General features: G+C 40.2%; 12 protein-coding genes and 2 pseudogenes. 4 read left to right on the forward strand and 10 right to left on the reverse strand.

Annotated elements, in window-relative coordinates:
• The 10 genes and pseudogenes from I8752_RS04375 to I8752_RS04430 all read right to left on the reverse strand — a co-directional run.
• Positions 1-215, reverse strand: a pseudogene (locus tag I8752_RS04375) (ISNCY family transposase); the annotation flags it as partial.
• 477 nt (positions 216-692) lie between these two features.
• Entirely contained in the window at positions 693-2,552 is a 1,860-nt protein-coding gene (locus I8752_RS37175) for a hypothetical protein (RefSeq protein WP_225895435.1), read from the reverse strand.
• Positions 2,553-2,865: 313 nt separating this feature from the next.
• Entirely contained in the window at positions 2,866-4,821 is a 1,956-nt protein-coding gene (locus I8752_RS04390; protein WP_214431111.1) for an amylosucrase, read from the reverse strand.
• Between the two features lie 863 nt (positions 4,822-5,684).
• A complete protein-coding gene (locus tag I8752_RS04400; protein WP_225895436.1) occupies positions 5,685-5,891 on the reverse strand; it encodes a hypothetical protein in 207 nt (68 codons plus the stop codon).
• Between the two features lie 134 nt (positions 5,892-6,025).
• Positions 6,026-6,424, reverse strand: coding sequence for a type II toxin-antitoxin system tRNA(fMet)-specific endonuclease VapC (vapC, locus tag I8752_RS04405; protein WP_214431112.1), 399 nt, complete (start codon positions 6,422-6,424; stop codon positions 6,026-6,028).
• Positions 6,421-6,675, reverse strand: a complete 255-nt coding sequence (locus tag I8752_RS04410) for a hypothetical protein (RefSeq protein WP_214431113.1) — start codon at positions 6,673-6,675, stop codon at positions 6,421-6,423. Before I8752_RS04410 ends, vapC begins: the two co-directional genes overlap by 4 nt.
• Positions 6,676-6,687: 12 nt before the next feature.
• On the reverse strand, positions 6,688-7,293 hold the full coding sequence (locus I8752_RS04415) for a hypothetical protein (protein WP_225895437.1): 606 nt from the start codon (positions 7,291-7,293) through the stop codon (positions 6,688-6,690).
• A 42-nt stretch (positions 7,294-7,335) separates the two neighbouring features.
• Positions 7,336-8,303, reverse strand: a pseudogene (locus tag I8752_RS04420) (IS5 family transposase).
• A 59-nt stretch (positions 8,304-8,362) separates the two neighbouring features.
• Positions 8,363-8,626, reverse strand: coding sequence for a hypothetical protein (locus I8752_RS04425; protein ID WP_214431114.1), 264 nt, complete (start codon positions 8,624-8,626; stop codon positions 8,363-8,365).
• Positions 8,627-8,745: 119 nt separating this feature from the next.
• The gene (locus I8752_RS04430) at positions 8,746-9,936 is read right to left on the reverse strand and encodes an aminotransferase class V-fold PLP-dependent enzyme (RefSeq protein ID WP_214431115.1); all 1,191 of its coding nucleotides are present in this window, start codon (positions 9,934-9,936) and stop codon (positions 8,746-8,748) included.
• A gap of 209 nt (positions 9,937-10,145) precedes the next feature.
• Between I8752_RS04430 and I8752_RS04435 the strand changes: the two genes are divergently transcribed.
• The 4 genes from I8752_RS04435 (at position 10,146) to I8752_RS04450 (ending at position 16,541) form a co-directional block, all read left to right on the forward strand.
• Positions 10,146-11,651 (forward strand): TM0106 family RecB-like putative nuclease, encoded by a 1,506-nt coding sequence (locus tag I8752_RS04435; protein WP_214431116.1) that lies wholly within the window; start codon positions 10,146-10,148, stop codon positions 11,649-11,651.
• A gap of 132 nt (positions 11,652-11,783) precedes the next feature.
• Positions 11,784-12,968, forward strand: coding sequence for an esterase-like activity of phytase family protein (locus I8752_RS04440; protein WP_214431117.1), 1,185 nt, complete (start codon positions 11,784-11,786; stop codon positions 12,966-12,968).
• A gap of 371 nt (positions 12,969-13,339) precedes the next feature.
• Complete coding sequence (locus I8752_RS04445) at positions 13,340-14,935, forward strand: serine/threonine protein kinase (RefSeq protein ID WP_214431118.1); 1,596 nt, start codon at positions 13,340-13,342, stop codon at positions 14,933-14,935.
• 79 nt (positions 14,936-15,014) lie between these two features.
• Complete coding sequence (locus I8752_RS04450) at positions 15,015-16,541, forward strand: serine/threonine protein kinase (RefSeq protein ID WP_214431119.1); 1,527 nt, start codon at positions 15,015-15,017, stop codon at positions 16,539-16,541.
• The last annotated feature ends 81 nt before the right edge of the window (positions 16,542-16,622 follow it).

The following is a 16,622-nucleotide window of genomic DNA, read 5'->3' on the forward strand; positions in this document are numbered from 1 at the left end:
AAAGTTAACATCCTGAATATCACTTCTACTGGAGTTGATTTTCTTCCGGTCTTGCTGGAGAGTGGATAACGTTTTGACAAGTCTGCTTCCATTAACTCAAGCAGGTTGTCATCACAGAGCAGATGGTCAATTTGAGTCATTTGCTCATCCATTTCACCAAAAAGGAGCAAGATAATCTTGAACTCTCTGTCAATGTGATATTTTTTCTGTAACACCTATTGTCTGCCTTCCGATTGAGTACATTTTTCTCTATCTCAATCACTGTAAGGCTTTTGGGTTTCGCACCGCGAACTAGTCTAAACTCCAGTGATCTAACTTGCCACTCATTAGTCGGCAAAATGTGAACGTTCCGTTCACATTTTTCCAGCAAATTATCAAAAATAACCGCAGCTTCCATTAAATGGTAGGGCTGACGACGGCTGTGACCAAATCTATCACAGCAATACTCCTCGAAGGTTTTGTGAGTGGATCTGTACAATCTGCGATGGCTGCGCCAAGGTCAAGGACGAACGCGCAATTCCATTAGTGCTTTGCCAGCCTCAAAGAATGCTCTCTCAACCTCCCATTTCAAGTGCAGGCGATCGCTCTTGCTCAGTTAACTCAGGTACTTCAACAGCAGGAACATCAATAATTGCAGAAGCTGGATTTTCCTTCAATAAGGTATCTTCATTCGCTCCCGTTATCTGGCGATCTTACATCAATCCCAACTCTTTCATCGCTTTCCACAAATTAGGTCGTCGCTTGTGCTGGACTTTCCATTGGGACAACAAGCTCTGATAATTCTCTGGTGCTAACTCTTTTAAGGCAGACATCCATTGTGCATTTTTCGTATAATCTGAGCTTTTGGATGCTTCTGGTAATGGGACGAATTTGTGTAAGTTTGCTCGCCAATAAGCCATTACTCTTTCCCACAAATCGGGGGGTGCATATTCTTGGAGATACTTTCTCCTAGAAACTGCATCCGGTGTCGATAGTTGGTTTGGTTGAATCACAACCTCATGAAATTTAGGTAATGGGAATTGTCCCTGGTATTTTATTTGGATCAAATCGCCTGTTAGCAAATGTATTACATTGTATTCCCTACCCAGTTGTACCGGATCTCCAGGTAAATTCTCCAACCACTCGATAATTTGTTGCCTAAACCAAGCAAGTCCTTTCTCCTTAGTCGTAATACTATCGAGTAACCAATGCAACCACCAAGTATCTACTGCTTTTGCATTTGTAAAAAAATCTGAGTATCTGTAAGGTGTAGCACGTTTAATTATCGATTCACGCCAAGATGTAAACAAGGCTTGCTGAGTATTTTTACTAACTGATATTTCAGCAAAAGCTTTGAACATACTCGACCAGTCATAACAACATTCAAAAGTAATCTGCTGAATTTCTAAAGCATTCGCTCGTTCTATTTCTCCCAATTCTCGAACAGCTTGTTGATAATAGCGAAGTAAAGTTTTTTGCTTTTCTCCATTTCCAGAATTGTAAGCAAATCCATCCATAATAACAAATAACAGCGAATTTTCTGGTGTCCAGGGATTTTTATCTTGTTTGTTTTTTAACAACGTATCCAAAGTTTCTTGAATTACTATCAGACTTTCTCGATATTTCTGTTTAGCCAACAAATCCTCAATCACAGGTAAACCATTTTGCCATTGCTGAGAAATAGTAGCCCTGAGATTATTCAAATATATCTCTGGTGTTGCGAATTGCTGCATCAATTCCATATAAATTATATGCCAATAGGAATAAGTGTTTTCCAGTTCCAACTTCCACTCTTTACCTTGTCTATTGGCTGTCATTCCATCTAAAATTATTTTTTTTTGAACATCAGGTAAATTACAGAAGAAATCGATTACAGCATCATCATTTAAACTAGTATCAGTGAATTCTTCTGACCATTCCCTAATTTTTTGAGCTAATTTGAATCCATCTTGTCCTTGTGACTGCACTAACAACCATTCCCACTCCAACAAGCAGCTTGTTGTCGCTCCTTCCAAATGAATCCCGTTAGCAATTTCCATCCAGTCGGGTATTCCATTAGAAATTTCGCTTTCTGCTGATAACAAACTGGCTGCAAAACCATCGTCATGACTAAAGCCATTCTCAAAAGCTGTTTTTATCAATGGCTTCATCTTTTGTGCAACTGCTTCTAAATCTTCCACAAAAGCACAATCATCAAAATAAGGTTCTTCCCAACTGACTTCTTGAACTATATATTTCCCTTCCTCCTGCGATGCTTGCCAAATAATCTGATTCCATTGTGACCATAATTGCGACCAAGTTTGAGCTAATTTTGCATTAGAAGTTGGTCGAATATTGCTTGTTTTTACCTGTTCTACTGTTTGAGGTGGAGTGATGATTTGAGTTAAAGTTTCCTGGGTATCCGCTTGCAGTTGAGTAAATGCAGTGACTCGCTGTTCTTCGGATAAAACAATAAATAATTCATCGAGTAGCTGGGAAATTTCATCTTCGGTAAGTGCTTCCAAGATGCGCGAACCAATAGAGTTTTGTGCTGGGGCATTGCCCTTAGATTTACTCTGGCTCTTTTTTGGCATCTGGGTCAATCCCTTTAATACTACATAAATAGCTTATTTCAACCAGAGGGTAACGATCGTGACAGCCAAATATTATTTAACAAGTGTTTAAAGTTCTTACAGTACAACTGAAGTCATGAGTTGGAGGGAAATTGCCTAGCATCTGCCTTTAAGAAGTCAATCACGATTGTTTTTAGCTAGAATTTGGCATACTTCACCTATGCAGTCATATTTACTACGGTTATATGAATTTAATTAACTTTGATTTTCTCTTATTCTTCATTGTGGCGATCGCCGTTTAATAGAGAGAACTGGGATTTGTGGGGGCAACCGATTAAGTCTCTGTGAGCCAATAAAATTGATATCCTTGTAGAATAATACGACTATCACATTGCTCTGGCTTTATCCCAGTATATAAATCAACAAACTTACTATAACTATTGAAACCTACAGTCCTAAGCGGCTCTAAAGATAGGTATTGCGGATTTGCATCAAAGTTGGCGATAACCAGCACTTTTTCTGATGGACGTTGATGATTGAAACGAATAAAACATAACAAGTGTTCATTCTCGAGGTGCAGCAATTCACGGTTATTAAAATCAGCAAATGCAGAAATTTCTTTACGGATAGCGATCATTTTTTTCGTAGCATTGAATACTCTGTATTCTACCGTGCCTTGTTTTTTGCGTAAGTCGGCTTTTTCCCAATTAATTTTAGGTCGGTGTACCCAGCGATTGTCATTGGTTTTACTTGGCTCATCAATATAACTGTAATCATTAAGTACAGCAATTGCATCGCCATTATAAATTAGAGGGATTCCTCCAAAAGATAAGATAATTGCGTGCATTAATAAAATTCTATTAATTGCAAGGGCGATTAAATCCTCATCACCAGTTTCCAGCACAGATTCTAATCCCACCAAAGAAGCTAATGAACCGCAAATACGCGCATCTCCTGTAGCTTCATTAGGCATGAACACCAGTCCCCTAGATGATGATCCCTCAAACTGACCACTTAAGTAATTAACTAAAAATCTTCTATGTGCTTTCGGTTCATAACCGACTGCGCGAATATCACTATCGTCAAAACCAAAGCCAATGTCATCATGACAACGCACATAGTTTAGCCAAGTAGCACGTTCTAATTTGTTAGGCAAACTTTTTATGCCTTGGTAAAGTAGGTTAGTATTTTTAGTTGCTACTCCATCCCATATTAATGCCATTAATGTTGCATTATAAGCAATCTCACATTCTTTAGCGGCGATCGCATCCTCACCGAAATACTTAATCACTTCCACAGGAGCAACAATCGCTTCAGCTATAAACAACACGCCAGGCGCAGTTACTTGACAACAATCTTTCATTAACTGCAAAATTAAATGTGCATTGCGCTCGTTTTGGCAGGAAGAACCAATCCTTTTCCATAAAAAAGCAACTGCATCGAGTCGGAGAATATCTACACCTTGATTTGCCCAAAAAAGAATAATGTCGAGCATTTCAATAAAAACTTTGGGATTGCTGTAATTTAGATCCCATTGATAATCATGGAAAACCGTCATCACCCATTTTTCCATCTCGCCATTCCAAGTAAAATTGCCCGGATCTGTTTGGGGAAAAACTTCTGGCATATTTTGCTCAAACATATCAGGGATTTCTCTATTTTCAAAAATAAAATAGTAATCTTGAAAACTTCTCTCCCCCATCTTCGCCTTTTGCGCCCATTCATGTTCGTCAGAAGTATGGTTAAGCACAATGTCTAGAACCAGCAAAATATCACGCTTTCTAAACTCCTTAGCGATTCGGCGAATATCTTCTAAATCTCCAACGCGCTCGTCAATTTGTCTAAAATCACTAATGGCATAGCCCCCATCACTTTGACCATTTGGACACATCAAAATTGGCATAATATGTACCATATTGATACCTAGCTCTTGAAAGTAGCCTATTTTGTTCTCTAAATCTGCAAGGTTTTCTGCAAAACCATTGGAATAAAGGGCCATCCCTACCCATTTTTGCGACAAAAACCAATTGTGGTCTTGCTCACGTTGAATATCCAACTCTTCTAACTCTGGAGAGCGATCGATATAGCCTTTCGCCATTGTTTCAACTAGCCGTAACATTTGCAGTTTAAAATCATCCCGATGCCCATATAGCGTAAAGAATAGCGAATGAATCGCGTAAAAGTTTGCGCCAAGACGGGTATAAAAATGTCGTAAATCTTGCCGACGAATTTCTGGCTTTAAATCATCCAGTATTGAATTTAACAGTGAGTGAGAAATTTGTTCGTACATTGTATTTATCTTAAATTACACTGAATTACATACTGTGAAGCTATGCTTTACGACAGGCTGAGTTCTATGAACCAGCGGGAGCAAACGCTAACCGTTTATACAAAGGCTTTTTACCTAACACAAAGCGCAGTAGTGGTTTTCTTATGCCCACCCTTACTCCGACTTATATCATTGCAGCATCAACACCATAAATCAAACTAGCAGTATATTTTGTTGTTTAAACATATCTGACGTACAAGCAAGCTAATTCGTAATTTTGTGTTGCGGCTTTCGTTTTGGTAGCATTTGGAGCAACTGGCTCCTACCCGAACAAGTGCTAATAATGTAGCGACAACAGCACTTATGCAACTGGACTCCACTGGGATAACACAAAAAGTCTACCGAATAGAGACGGCAGTTAATATTGATTTTTGGTGGGATACTCCAGTTGAGCAACAGGCAAGGCAGTAGTTGAAATTAAGCCTAATTCTGAAGTGGCGCTCCCCATTCAACCAAGAAAATTGGGAGTTGTGGGGGCAGCCTTTTAAGTAACGATTGTTTAATAATCTTCTATAGCATAGCTAGCAGATTGAACTATCTGCTTAATTGTTTCTTCTGATGCCTGGGATTCTACAGTTACAGCCCCCCTACCGTCTACACCCAGTCACTACCTCTTCGCTTCAATAAAAGGTGGATGATAGCCTCAAAATCATCATTTCTTCACGCTCAACACTTGTAATATCTCCCTAACAAGTCCTTTCTCTTGCTCCATCTGTTAAACTCAATTGAGCAATCGCGTGGGGATGTACTTCGATGACTTGACGCTTGCGATCGCCCTCATTCCACAACTCGTAGCCATAGTACCCCTGCTGATAATTCTCGCATCAGCCGCCAGTTTCCAACTCTAGCAAACTCAACACCTTCTCCTCCAAAGCCGTCAAATAATCCCGTTTCAGCTGAACCAACGACTCCAAAAACCTCTGCACCGATTCTTCTAACCTACTGGAATACACCCGTGAAATGCGATCGCAGATTTCTTGCATCTGCTGGCATTCATCAGGCAGGTAATCGAAAGACTTGAGATGCTGCACCCCAACCGTCAATTCTCTATCCCAGGGACGGTACAGCTAAAGTCATTGACTTGGCTGACAATTGCCCAACAACAGCCTTTGCCTTTGAATTGCGGATTGTCCAAGGCTAGAACAAACAAAAGATGTCATTGCTCCTACTCCCAATCTTCAATCGCCAATCCACTGACACGACTGAATTCTCTGGTGTTGTGTGTGACTAATGTTAAGTTGTTGACTATTGCAATCGCAGCAATCTGCAAATCATAAGGCCCAATTGGTGTACCAAGCGTCCCTAACTCTGCCCGAATTGTGCCAAAAATCCGAGCCGCCCGATCATCAAAAGGTAAAGATACGAAATTAGTTAAAAATGCTTCTTGTAATGCTAGGGTGCGCGTAGCGTTGTTACTTCGCATTGCACCATAAAATAGTTCAGCTTTTACTACCGAACAAACAGCAATGTCTGCTGGTGATAGCGATTCTAACCTTTGCCTCACCCCAGATATCGGACGGTTCAGATAAACAATGCAAGCATTAGTATCTAACAAATATCTCACTCTAAGGACTCCCTAGCTTCATATGCCCCTTGGGGATATCTTTGGATTGGGTCATCTGCTAATGACCCTGCTGTTTGCTCAAAAAATCCTGGCGGCCATCCTAATTCTTCAGGTGTTTTTGGGGCAGTGGATGGCTCTATCTGTTGATAAATCACCACGACTTCCATTTCTTTGTCTGTCATGCCAACCGGAATCTCAAGGTGCAAAATGCCGTCAGCCCCAACATGAGAACATAACTTTATACTTTGCATTACTTTCTTCTCCTACTCCTTAGTTGATTGAGAATTACGTGGTATTTCATCTATGATGCCGTATTCTCTTTCGATCAAGCTCAACAGCTTCTCCTCCACGGCAGTAAGATAAGGCCGATTTACCTTCCCCAACAACTGCAACAGATTTTTGACTGTCTCCTCCAAAGAATCTGAATATATTCGAGCAAGGCGATCGCAGATTACCTGCATCTGCTGACATTCAGCAGGCAAGTATTCATAAGATTTTAGGTACTGCAACCCAACCGTGTACTCACCATCCCACAGCCTCATAGTGCAGCTAAACTCGTTTACTTGGCTGACTATCCCCCAACACCCACCTTTACCCCTGAGTTCAGGGTTATCCTTAGCAAGGATTTGGCATACTTCCCCGATTTGGTAGGTGTTTGGTACTTTCGTTCGCTCCATAATACGCTGCACAGCGTCTTTGACGATGCGATGAGATGGTACTTTCCCCTTGGCAGATTCTACTGCTTGTTGCCATGCTTCGGGTTGAATGTCTGGGTCTAGCTTTGTCAGTGGTCTAACTTGCCACTCATTCGTCGGCAAAATGTGAACGGAACGTTCACATTTTTCCAGCAAATTATGGCTTTGTTGCATGAAAGGAAAAAAGGACACCCCAATCCGAAGTAAAGATAGGAATTAAGCTTCAACTTTATAAGAGTTAGGCTTACCTAACTGGATCATGCGATTAAGGGCAGCACACTGTAGAAATAACTCGACAGCTTGATTGTCAAAAAACCGTCGTCTCAACTTACCGCCAAAAATAGTTTTGAGCCGAAAGATGGCAGTTTCAGATAATGAACGTCGATGATAACCAGACTCTTGTTTCCATTGCTTACGCCCGACTTGGTTTACCCGATGCAGATTTTTATCTCTAGGGTGTGGCTGTGCTTCATTATTTGATTGTTGAATTTTGGCGTTACTACGCGGTGGAATTATCGCTTTTGCCCCGCGTTGTGAAATGGTGTCGTAACAACCTTTTGTGTCATAGCCACCATCACCAGATACTTGCTCTATTGGCTGCTCGATCTGCTCCAATATGTCAGGCAGCACTTCACAATCAGCGACATCATTAGTAGTTACCACTGCACCCAGAATTTCGCCACTACCCTCATCACAGCCAAGATGCAGCTTGCGCCACGTCCTTCTTTTTCCTACTCCATGTGTGCGGACTTTCCACTCGCCTTCACCATAAACTTTCACCCCGGTTGAATCTACGACTACATGAACAGCCTTATCCTTTGGAATTACTGGCAGTTCTACCGACAACTTGCTTAAACGCCTCGATAGGGTAGAGTGATCCGGGACTTGTAACTCAATTCCCATCAGCATAAACAGCGATTCTAAGAACCCCTCCGCTTGCCGTCCAGGTAAATGAAATACCGACTGAATCGTTCCCATTGTAGCGTAGACGCTCTTAGCGGCTTGTCGTCAGACATCGCAGTATCTGAATAATAATTCGATGCTCCCTTTGTCCCTGTTTTCTGCTGGTTGCGCCACTGCTCGATTACTTCTTCATTCACCCAGAAGGTTATACTGCCTCGAAGTTTTAGTGCCGCATCATAGGCGTTCCAATTCTGAACTTTATACTGGGCTTTCGTCTTCATCTTGGGCTAAGGGCGGCGACAGGACACAGGATATAGGTAAAATTTACCATTTTCCTTATTCACGCAACAACGCCTAACCAAACCACACTTGCAGGAATGCCGATAAGTATTGCCATCCATATCAGCTTACTACCTATACCTCCCTTGGCTTTGCTACGCCTGTTTTGATGGGATGCATTGCTAACCTGCACTGATGCTATTTCTTGTTCTAATTCAGCCAGAGTTTTTGGTTTTGCTGGTTGGACTACAGATGAATTTATCTCAGAGACATTTTGAGAGTTATTACCTAAAAGCTTGTGAGTAAATTTGTGTAAAAATGCCATATATACATTCCGTATTTGGCTTAGTATTCCCGAACTAAGCTGCAAACAGAAATAATATATGGCTTTTTAAAAAAGCTATAAATTCAGAGTTAGTACAAACAATACACGAAAGTTGTTTTCTAAGTTTGACAAAATTTTTGCACCTGCTCAACCAACAGGTCAATTTCAGATTCTAAAGTAAAGTAATGAACGGTAGCACGGATACAGTTAGGATCGGCAATTGTGCGGGTAAATATTCTTTGTGACTCTAAAAATTGTACTAACTTGAGACTAGCCTGGGGTTGCTGCTGCATTAGTTGAAACGAGACTATACCGCTTTCAGGTGGAGTATTTCGCAGACATTTAACATCGCTGAGGGCTGCTAACCTTCGCCAAAGGTACTCACTGTTATGACAAATTTGCTGGTAACGTTCCTGTGGCGTTCCCCATTGCTGATGAGTGGCGATCGCCTCCCTTAACCCAACATACAATGGAAAAGCTGATGTCGATATTTCGTATTTTCGCCCATCCGATTGCCAAGTCACAGGTTGACCTTGACTATCTACAACAACGCCACGCAAACCGATAAATGTCGGTTGCAAGCTTTCTCGCGCTTCTGGCCGTACATACAAACCCCCCAAACCTGCCGGGCCGCATAACCATTTATGACCAGTAAAAGCATAAAAATCTGCCCCTAATTCACTCAAGTTTAAAGGCAATAAACCCGCAGACTGGGCAGCATCTACTAAAACTAAAGAATTATTATGTCTGCATATTTCTACAATCTTGTCAAGCGGTAAAACTTGACCTGTATTCCAGAAGACGTGACTGAGGATAACTAAGCGAGTATTCGGGCGTAAATGTTGAGCGATCGCACTCACCGAGTCACCTTCATTTAAAGTTGCGATCGTAGGACAAGTGGTAACTTCCACAGAGAATCTACGGGCGATTTCTTGTGCTGTAGCAATGACACCTGGATGTTCGCAGTCCGAAAGCAGCATATGGTCGCCAGGATGCCAGTCAATACCCCACATGGCAATATTGCAGCCAACAGTTACATTTTCAGTGAGGGTAATAGTTTCTAATGGTACGTGCAACTCAGAAGCGATCGCTTCTTTCATAGCTTGCTTTTCCTGGACAATCCAGATATACGCGTCATAACCAAAGGGGCCGATATCCTGCATATGTGCTTGGGCTTGAGTCATAGCATCCATTGCCCTAAGAGGCATCGGCCCTTGCCCCCCATAGTTAAAATAAGTCTTATTCGCTAAAGCTGGAAATTGCTCTCGATGCTGATGCAACCTAGTTTCTAAAGTAGAAATATTGGTCATAGTTAAGTCAGTTGTCAGTGGTCAGTTGTCAGTTGTCAGTTGTCGTAGAGACGCGATTAACCCTTGTCTGTACAAAAGTCAGTTGTCAGAAGGCAACAGGTAACAAGTAAACTTTCAATACCCAATCCCCAGTCCCCAGTCCCCAATTCCCAATCCCCAATTTCTCCGAATTACTGCCAGATAGCGCTAATTCTTGTTAGCTTAAAGGAATGTTAATTAATGCTGAACTCCTACTGCAATACCAACGCTGTCAGCGCCGACCTTTTTTAGATACTCACGCTGACCAAAGCCAGCGCGATGTGCCTAATGAATTGTTACTCAAACTACAACAAGATAAAACTGTTCATCGAAAGAGTATTTTGGCGCATTTTACCTGTGAAAAACCAGATTACCCAAAAGGCAACTGGGAAAAAGGTCATACAGCCACTTTAGAATTGATGCAGCGTGGAGTTGAGTACATCCATCAAGGAGTGTTGTTAACTAAATGCCAAGAGTTGATAAATGCGGTAAGTGAGAATATTGTATCGCCTCACCATGAAAGATATACTCTCCTCAGCCGTCCAGATTTACTTGTAAAACAGCCGGGACAGTCTTGTTTTGGAGATTGGATCTACGTTCCAGCTAACATCGAACTAGGTAAGCGTCCCAAGCAAGAATACCAAGTTGTCGCCACCTTTCACGCCCTAGTGTTGGAAAAAGTACAGAAAGTTGCACCTCCAACAGCTTGGCTGATATTGCGTACTAAAAAGATCGATCATCCAGTGGATTTAGCTAAATGGACACCACAGACGCAGCAAATTCTGGAGGAGTTCGTGCAAGTTTTAGAATCGCTAGATGCGCCGGAAGTGTTTATCTCTCGTCAGAAGTGTAATCTTTGTCATTGGTACAGTCAATGTTATGCGATCGCCCAATCGCAAAAACACCTCTCCTTGTTACCGGGAGTTACACCGATTCGCTACAATCAACTGCAATCTCTCTCCATCACAACATTGGAATCTCTTGCCAATACCAATCCTCTCATCTTAGAAAATCTAGTTGGTTTCGATGGGGAAGTCGCACCCAAGTTAATAGTACAAGCGCAATCAACACTGCAAAGACGACCGTTGATTTTACCCAACTTGTTATCAGTAGAAAATATTACAATTACAGCTCCAGTGGAGCTTTATTTTGATATTGAAGCTCAACCAGACTTAGATTTAAATTATCTTTTGGGGGTTTTGGTCGTTGATAGGCAAGCCAACACAGAACAGTTTTATTCTTTCCTCGCAGAAAATCCAGAAGAAGAAGAATTAATTTGGCAGCAATTTCTAGATTTGGTTTGGCAATATCCCGAAGCACCAATTTATCATTTTTGTGTTTACGAATTTGATACAGTCAAACGGCTGGCAAAACTTTATCGCACTTCCTACTCCTCAGTACAGCCCGTACTGAATCGGTTTGTCGATGTCTACGAACAATTAACCCAAAGTGTAGCATTACCAATAGAAAGCTATGCCTTAAAAGCGATCGCTCGTTGGCTAGGGTTTGAGTGGCGCAACAAAGAAGCTAATGGAGCTAAGTGTATTTACTGGTACGATCGATGGCTCGAAACAGGCGATCGCACTTTATTAGAAAGTATCCAACTTTACAACGAAGACGACTGTCTCGCCACCCGCAAAGTCAAAGATTGGTTTGTCAACTTTGTTCGAGATGAATATAGTTGCCGACTTGCTTAAACAACGCAGATAAAATAAGCTGTTACCCATCTAAATTGCACAATGACTTATTAAATTCATTGCCTGTCAACAGTCATCAGTCAACAAAAAGTTATCGTGTTGGTGATTTTCCCGCTTAAGCAACTATTATCTATGAAGCTACTTAAAAAACTTTTAGCCCTGCCCAAAATTTTTTATTTTGGCGTAGTAATTCTCATTGTCAGCTTCTTCTTCATTAATTTATCTACAGGTAATGTTGAGATAAGTGAAATAAAGTTTATCGGACAGGCCACTTTACCAAATAAATTATCTTTCCAAAAAACAGAAGTTGGAGGATTATCTGGAATTACCTACAATGCCAAGAATAACCTTTATTATGCCATTTCCGACGACCGCGGACAAAAAGCTGCCGCCCGTTTCTACACCCTTAAAATCGACTTGAGTAAAGGTTCGCTACAAAGTGGAGGTGTTGTTCCTGTAGGTGTAACGACGCTATTAAATGATAATGGTAAAGTCTTTCCTGTTGGTGAAAGCGATACAGAAGGAATTGCTTTCAGTAACAAGAAAACTGTGTTTATTTCTTCAGAAGGCAATGTTAGTAAATTAATCGACCCTTTTATTCAAGAGTTCTCTTTATCTTCTGGCAAGGCAATTACTACACTACCCATACCCAAGAAGTTTTTGCCAGATAAAAGCGGCAAGCAAGGTATCCGTGATAATTTAGCGTTTGAAAGCCTCACTATTACACCAGACAACAAACATCTGTTTTCAGCCACCGAAAACGCTCTCATTCAAGATGGGTCAGCAGCTAAACCAAATATCAGTACTCTTTGTCGAATTTTACAATACAACCTACTCACTAATCAGCCAGAAAAAGAATTTCTCTACCAAACTGAACCCATAGCACCATTTCTCAATATAACTGGCAAGTTTGCTAGCGGATTACCCGATCTACTTGCCTTAGATAATCAAGGACACTTCCTGAGTTTAGAGCGGTCTTTTACTGGTTTGGGGTTTGCTATTTTATTGTTTCAAGTTTCTTTAGAAGGAGCTGATGATATTCACAATATCAATAGTATTTTGGCAGTTGACTTCACGAAAATCAAATTAGTTAAGAAAAAATTGCTATTAGATTTTAGAACTCTAGACGTAGCACTAGACAACATTGAAGGCTTAACTCTCGGTTCTAGGCTACCCGATAAACAGCATTCATTAATCCTAGTTAGTGACAATAACTTTAACAGCCTACAACGCACCCAATTCCTAGCTTTTAATCTGAAAATCGAACCGCCAATTATTAGATTTTTACGCCGTCTATTACCTGATTCTAAACTCTAAATTTTGCCAATAATTGAGTAATATTTACATATTTAGATCGTGGAGCTAAAGAGACCTTCTTGACATTTTTCTGCTTTTTACGTGAATTTACTACTGTATATAAGCAAAGAAAGCCAGTATGTTAATTGATTCAGTAAATTCTCCCATACATTTTGCTTGATTAATATGTTACATAATATTTAAGAAAATTTGCATAAGATTTTGAAGTATTTTGATGAAAAGTTAACTTTCTCTTTGAGATATTTTTATCTTCTACAATCAATTCTCTAACTTTCTGGAAATTTTTACTGGATACAATTAAGAGTTGAAGGAAATTATTTTAATAGTTTTCAGGATATTATAAATTATTTTATAGCGTAAAATTTCCAAATATGCTAAAGCCCAAAACAGAAGTAGATGTTTATATTGGAAAGTTTTTAAATAATCGCTATTTAATAAGAGATTTGATTGGCAAAGGGGGAATGGGCAGGGTTTACCTTGCAGAGGATGCAGCCAAAGGTGGTATACCAGTTGCAGTAAAAATTTTGATGCTGAATTTGGCAAATCAGCAAATATCGCAACGTTTTGCTAGAGAAATTTTTATCGGCGCGCAATTGGGGCGTAAAAGTAAGAATATTGTCCGCGTGTTAAGTTACGGAGTCACAGAGGACAAAACTCCCTTTTATGTCATGGAATATCTCCAAGGGAAAAATTTAAAACAAATCCTCAAAGTTGAGCCATTAACAATTACAAAATTTTTGGATATTTGTCAGCAAATTTGTTTAGGTTTACAGTGCGCTCATCAAGGTATTAGCCTCAAAGGAGAGATTTATCCCATTGTTCACCGAGATATCAAACCAGAAAATATATTCCTAATTGATAATGCTAAAAGCGAGATCGTGAAAATTCTCGATTTTGGCATTGCTAAGTTTTTAACAGAGCGAAGTGGGATGACACTGACTGATTCTTTTATTGGTAGTTTGCCTTACTGTTCTCCAGAACATATGGAAGGACGCAAACTACTAGATGTGCGCTCTGATATTTACAGTTTGGGAGTGTTAATGTTTGAGATGTTGACGGGCAAACATCCTTTTCAAACGCAAAGTAACTCCTTTGGTACATGGTATCAAGCTCATCGTTTTCAAACTCCACCTGCATTTACAGAAGTTAATCCCCAAGTAAAAGTACCCCAAGAATTACAACAATTAGTGATGAGTTGTTTGGCTAAAGAAGTAAGCGATCGCCCACAAAATATTAGTCAAATATTAGAAACTTTAGAAAGTGTTAAGTTGCAAAATTATGATGCTCAACCCATTAACAATGACTCTTTAGAAAACTTATCTACAGTTCAACTAGTACCTGTTACTTCTGTATCTGAAAAAGAATGTTTGCAAAAAACTTGGCCAAAAAATAAACCAATTGCTCCAATTGGTTTTCCTCATTTGTTACATACAAATCAAGGTACTGTAGCAACTTATTGGGCAATGTTGTCACAACAAGAAATCACCAAGTTTTTAGATAAAACATATGGTACTGAGTTTATTGCCAAAATCAATGTATACCCAATGCTATTGTGGGTAACAGTATTATATGATGCTCAACTTTCTCTAACACGCTGGCTATCTTATTTCTTAGATATGAAAGACAATAGAGGACAAAAAATAGTCCGTGTTTTAGCAGAGAGAGGCTACTACCATTTGCTGTTTTTTGCTTTGGAAGAACCGACGCGTTGTGCTCATGTCATGACTTTAACCCTTACAGCTACTCAACGTCAGCAGCTTGCAGATTGGTTAGCCCTAAATCACAACTCAGATGAGTTAATTTCGTCTAACCAAGCTAGAACTCTTTTAAAAACCGAGTACGAAAAACTCAAGTTGGAAATCTTGCAAAATTTGGCAGTAAACCCACAAATTAGTAAAAGCAGTTTTAGAACTTGGGTATCTAAATTGTTTGAGAGATTTTTCCAAATTTTAGCTCATAATAATTGAAATCTGGGTAAATTAGTTTATATCATCTGAGCTTGTGAATTATTAATTTTGACTTGCGGCAACAGCAGAGGTTGTAAAAGTGAATCAAGGCGCATCTGTGTCACCACACACTACAAAGTTACTTGCCAATCGTTACCAACTTAAGCAGTTGATTGGTAGGGGTGGCATGGGTGAAGTTTTTTTAGCAGAAGATGTTTTACTAGGAGGAACACCAGTTGCTATAAAATTCCTTTCCCAGACTTTTGTCAATCAAAAAATTAAAAAAGACTTTGAGCGGGAAGCACGTACTAGTGCAGCTTTGAGTCAAAAAACTATACATATTGTGCGAGCATACGATTACGGTGTTAGCGAAGAAGGTAAACCGTTCTATGTCATGGAATATTTGAACGGCAGGAGCTTGAAAGATTTGATTCCTATGCCTTTACCTAAGTTTTTGACTCTAGCCCGTCAAATTTGTTTAGGCTTGCAGTGCGCTCATCAAGGTATTAATATTGACGGCAAAATTTATCTATTAGTTCATAGAGATATTAAACCCGCTAATATATTAGTTGTTCCCGATCCCATATTAGGTCAGTTAGTAAAAATACTCGATTTTGGGATTGTTAAATTTTTAAATTATGCAGCTACAATTAGTACAAATAAAGGATTTAATGGCACTTTACCCTATTCTTCTCCCGAACAATTAGAAGGAGGAGATTTAGATAGTCGCTCTGATATTTATAGCTTGGGCGTGATGATGTTTGAAATGCTCACAGGTGATAAACCTTGGAAGCCAGAAACAGACATGTTTGGTGCTTGGTATAAAGCTCATCACTTTGAACCACCAAGAGCGATCGCAGACGTAAATCCCCAACTCAAAATACCTCAGCAGCTCAATGATTTGATCGTAGCTTGTCTAGCGAAATCAGCTAGCGATCGCCCTCAAAATATCACTGTCATCCTGCAAATATTAAACAGCTTAGAACACTCCAACTGTCCCAATTTTCCTACAACTTTATCCTCAAGACCCACTTCTAATATTCCCTTGGGTTCTGGATTACCTCTAGCAATAGAACAAGCCTGTTGGCAACTTGTGTGGCCTCAAGATAAACCAATTCAGGAAATAGTTTTTCCTCAGTTACTAGACACTACACAAGGAACTACAGCGACGCTATGGCTGATGTTGCCAAAACAAGAAATTAAAAAACGTTCGCTTTCTCAGCGTTATAACCAGTTTATTTTCGTGACATCCCCGCACCCGATGTTGCTATGGGTGACAGTACTTTACAATCAAGAACTTGGCCCTAAATGGCTACCCTGCTATCTAGATATGCAAAATCCCCAAGTTCAGCGATTAGTATATTCATTGGCGGAAAACGAACGCTACCCTTTAATTTGCTTTGCTTTAGAAGCACCCCATTCCTGCGCGAATGTTCTCAGCAGTCTCATCGATCCTACCCAACGGCAGATGTTGAAAGTCTGGGTAGAACAAAGCAAAAAATTACCGCATTCTTCTCAACCTCAGTTGAGCAAACAATTATTGAAGCAGCAGTACAAACAATTGCAATCTCGGATACTACGGCATCTGGCATCAAAATCACAGTTTGTAGCATCAGGTTCAATATGAGCAGATGAGGGAGGCTGGGGAAGCAGGGGGAGATGAGGGAGATGAGGAGGATGAGGGAGAATAACTTGTGACTTGTGACTT

This window comes from Dendronalium phyllosphericum CENA369 (assembly GCF_016056275.1).
Taxonomy (GTDB): domain Bacteria; phylum Cyanobacteriota; class Cyanobacteriia; order Cyanobacteriales; family Nostocaceae; genus Dendronalium; species Dendronalium phyllosphericum.

Excerpts from the sequence above, each read along its gene's own strand:
- I8752_RS04435 (WP_214431116.1), top strand. The coding sequence starts at position 10,146 with ATGTTAATTAATGCTGAACTCCTACTGCAATACCAACGCTGTCAGCGC.
- I8752_RS04390 (WP_214431111.1), bottom strand. The coding sequence starts at position 4,821 with ATGTACGAACAAATTTCTCACTCACTGTTAAATTCAATACTGGATGAT.
- I8752_RS04425 (WP_214431114.1), bottom strand. The coding sequence starts at position 8,626 with ATGGCATTTTTACACAAATTTACTCACAAGCTTTTAGGTAATAACTCT.
- I8752_RS04440 (WP_214431117.1), top strand. The coding sequence starts at position 11,784 with ATGAAGCTACTTAAAAAACTTTTAGCCCTGCCCAAAATTTTTTATTTT.
- I8752_RS04415 (WP_225895437.1), bottom strand. The coding sequence starts at position 7,293 with ATGCAACAAAGCCATAATTTGCTGGAAAAATGTGAACGTTCCGTTCAC.
- I8752_RS37175 (WP_225895435.1), bottom strand. The coding sequence starts at position 2,552 with ATGCCAAAAAAGAGCCAGAGTAAATCTAAGGGCAATGCCCCAGCACAA.
- I8752_RS04410 (WP_214431113.1), bottom strand. The coding sequence starts at position 6,675 with ATGCAAAGTATAAAGTTATGTTCTCATGTTGGGGCTGACGGCATTTTG.
- I8752_RS04445 (WP_214431118.1), top strand. The coding sequence starts at position 13,340 with ATGCTAAAGCCCAAAACAGAAGTAGATGTTTATATTGGAAAGTTTTTA.
- I8752_RS04430 (WP_214431115.1), bottom strand. The coding sequence starts at position 9,936 with ATGACCAATATTTCTACTTTAGAAACTAGGTTGCATCAGCATCGAGAG.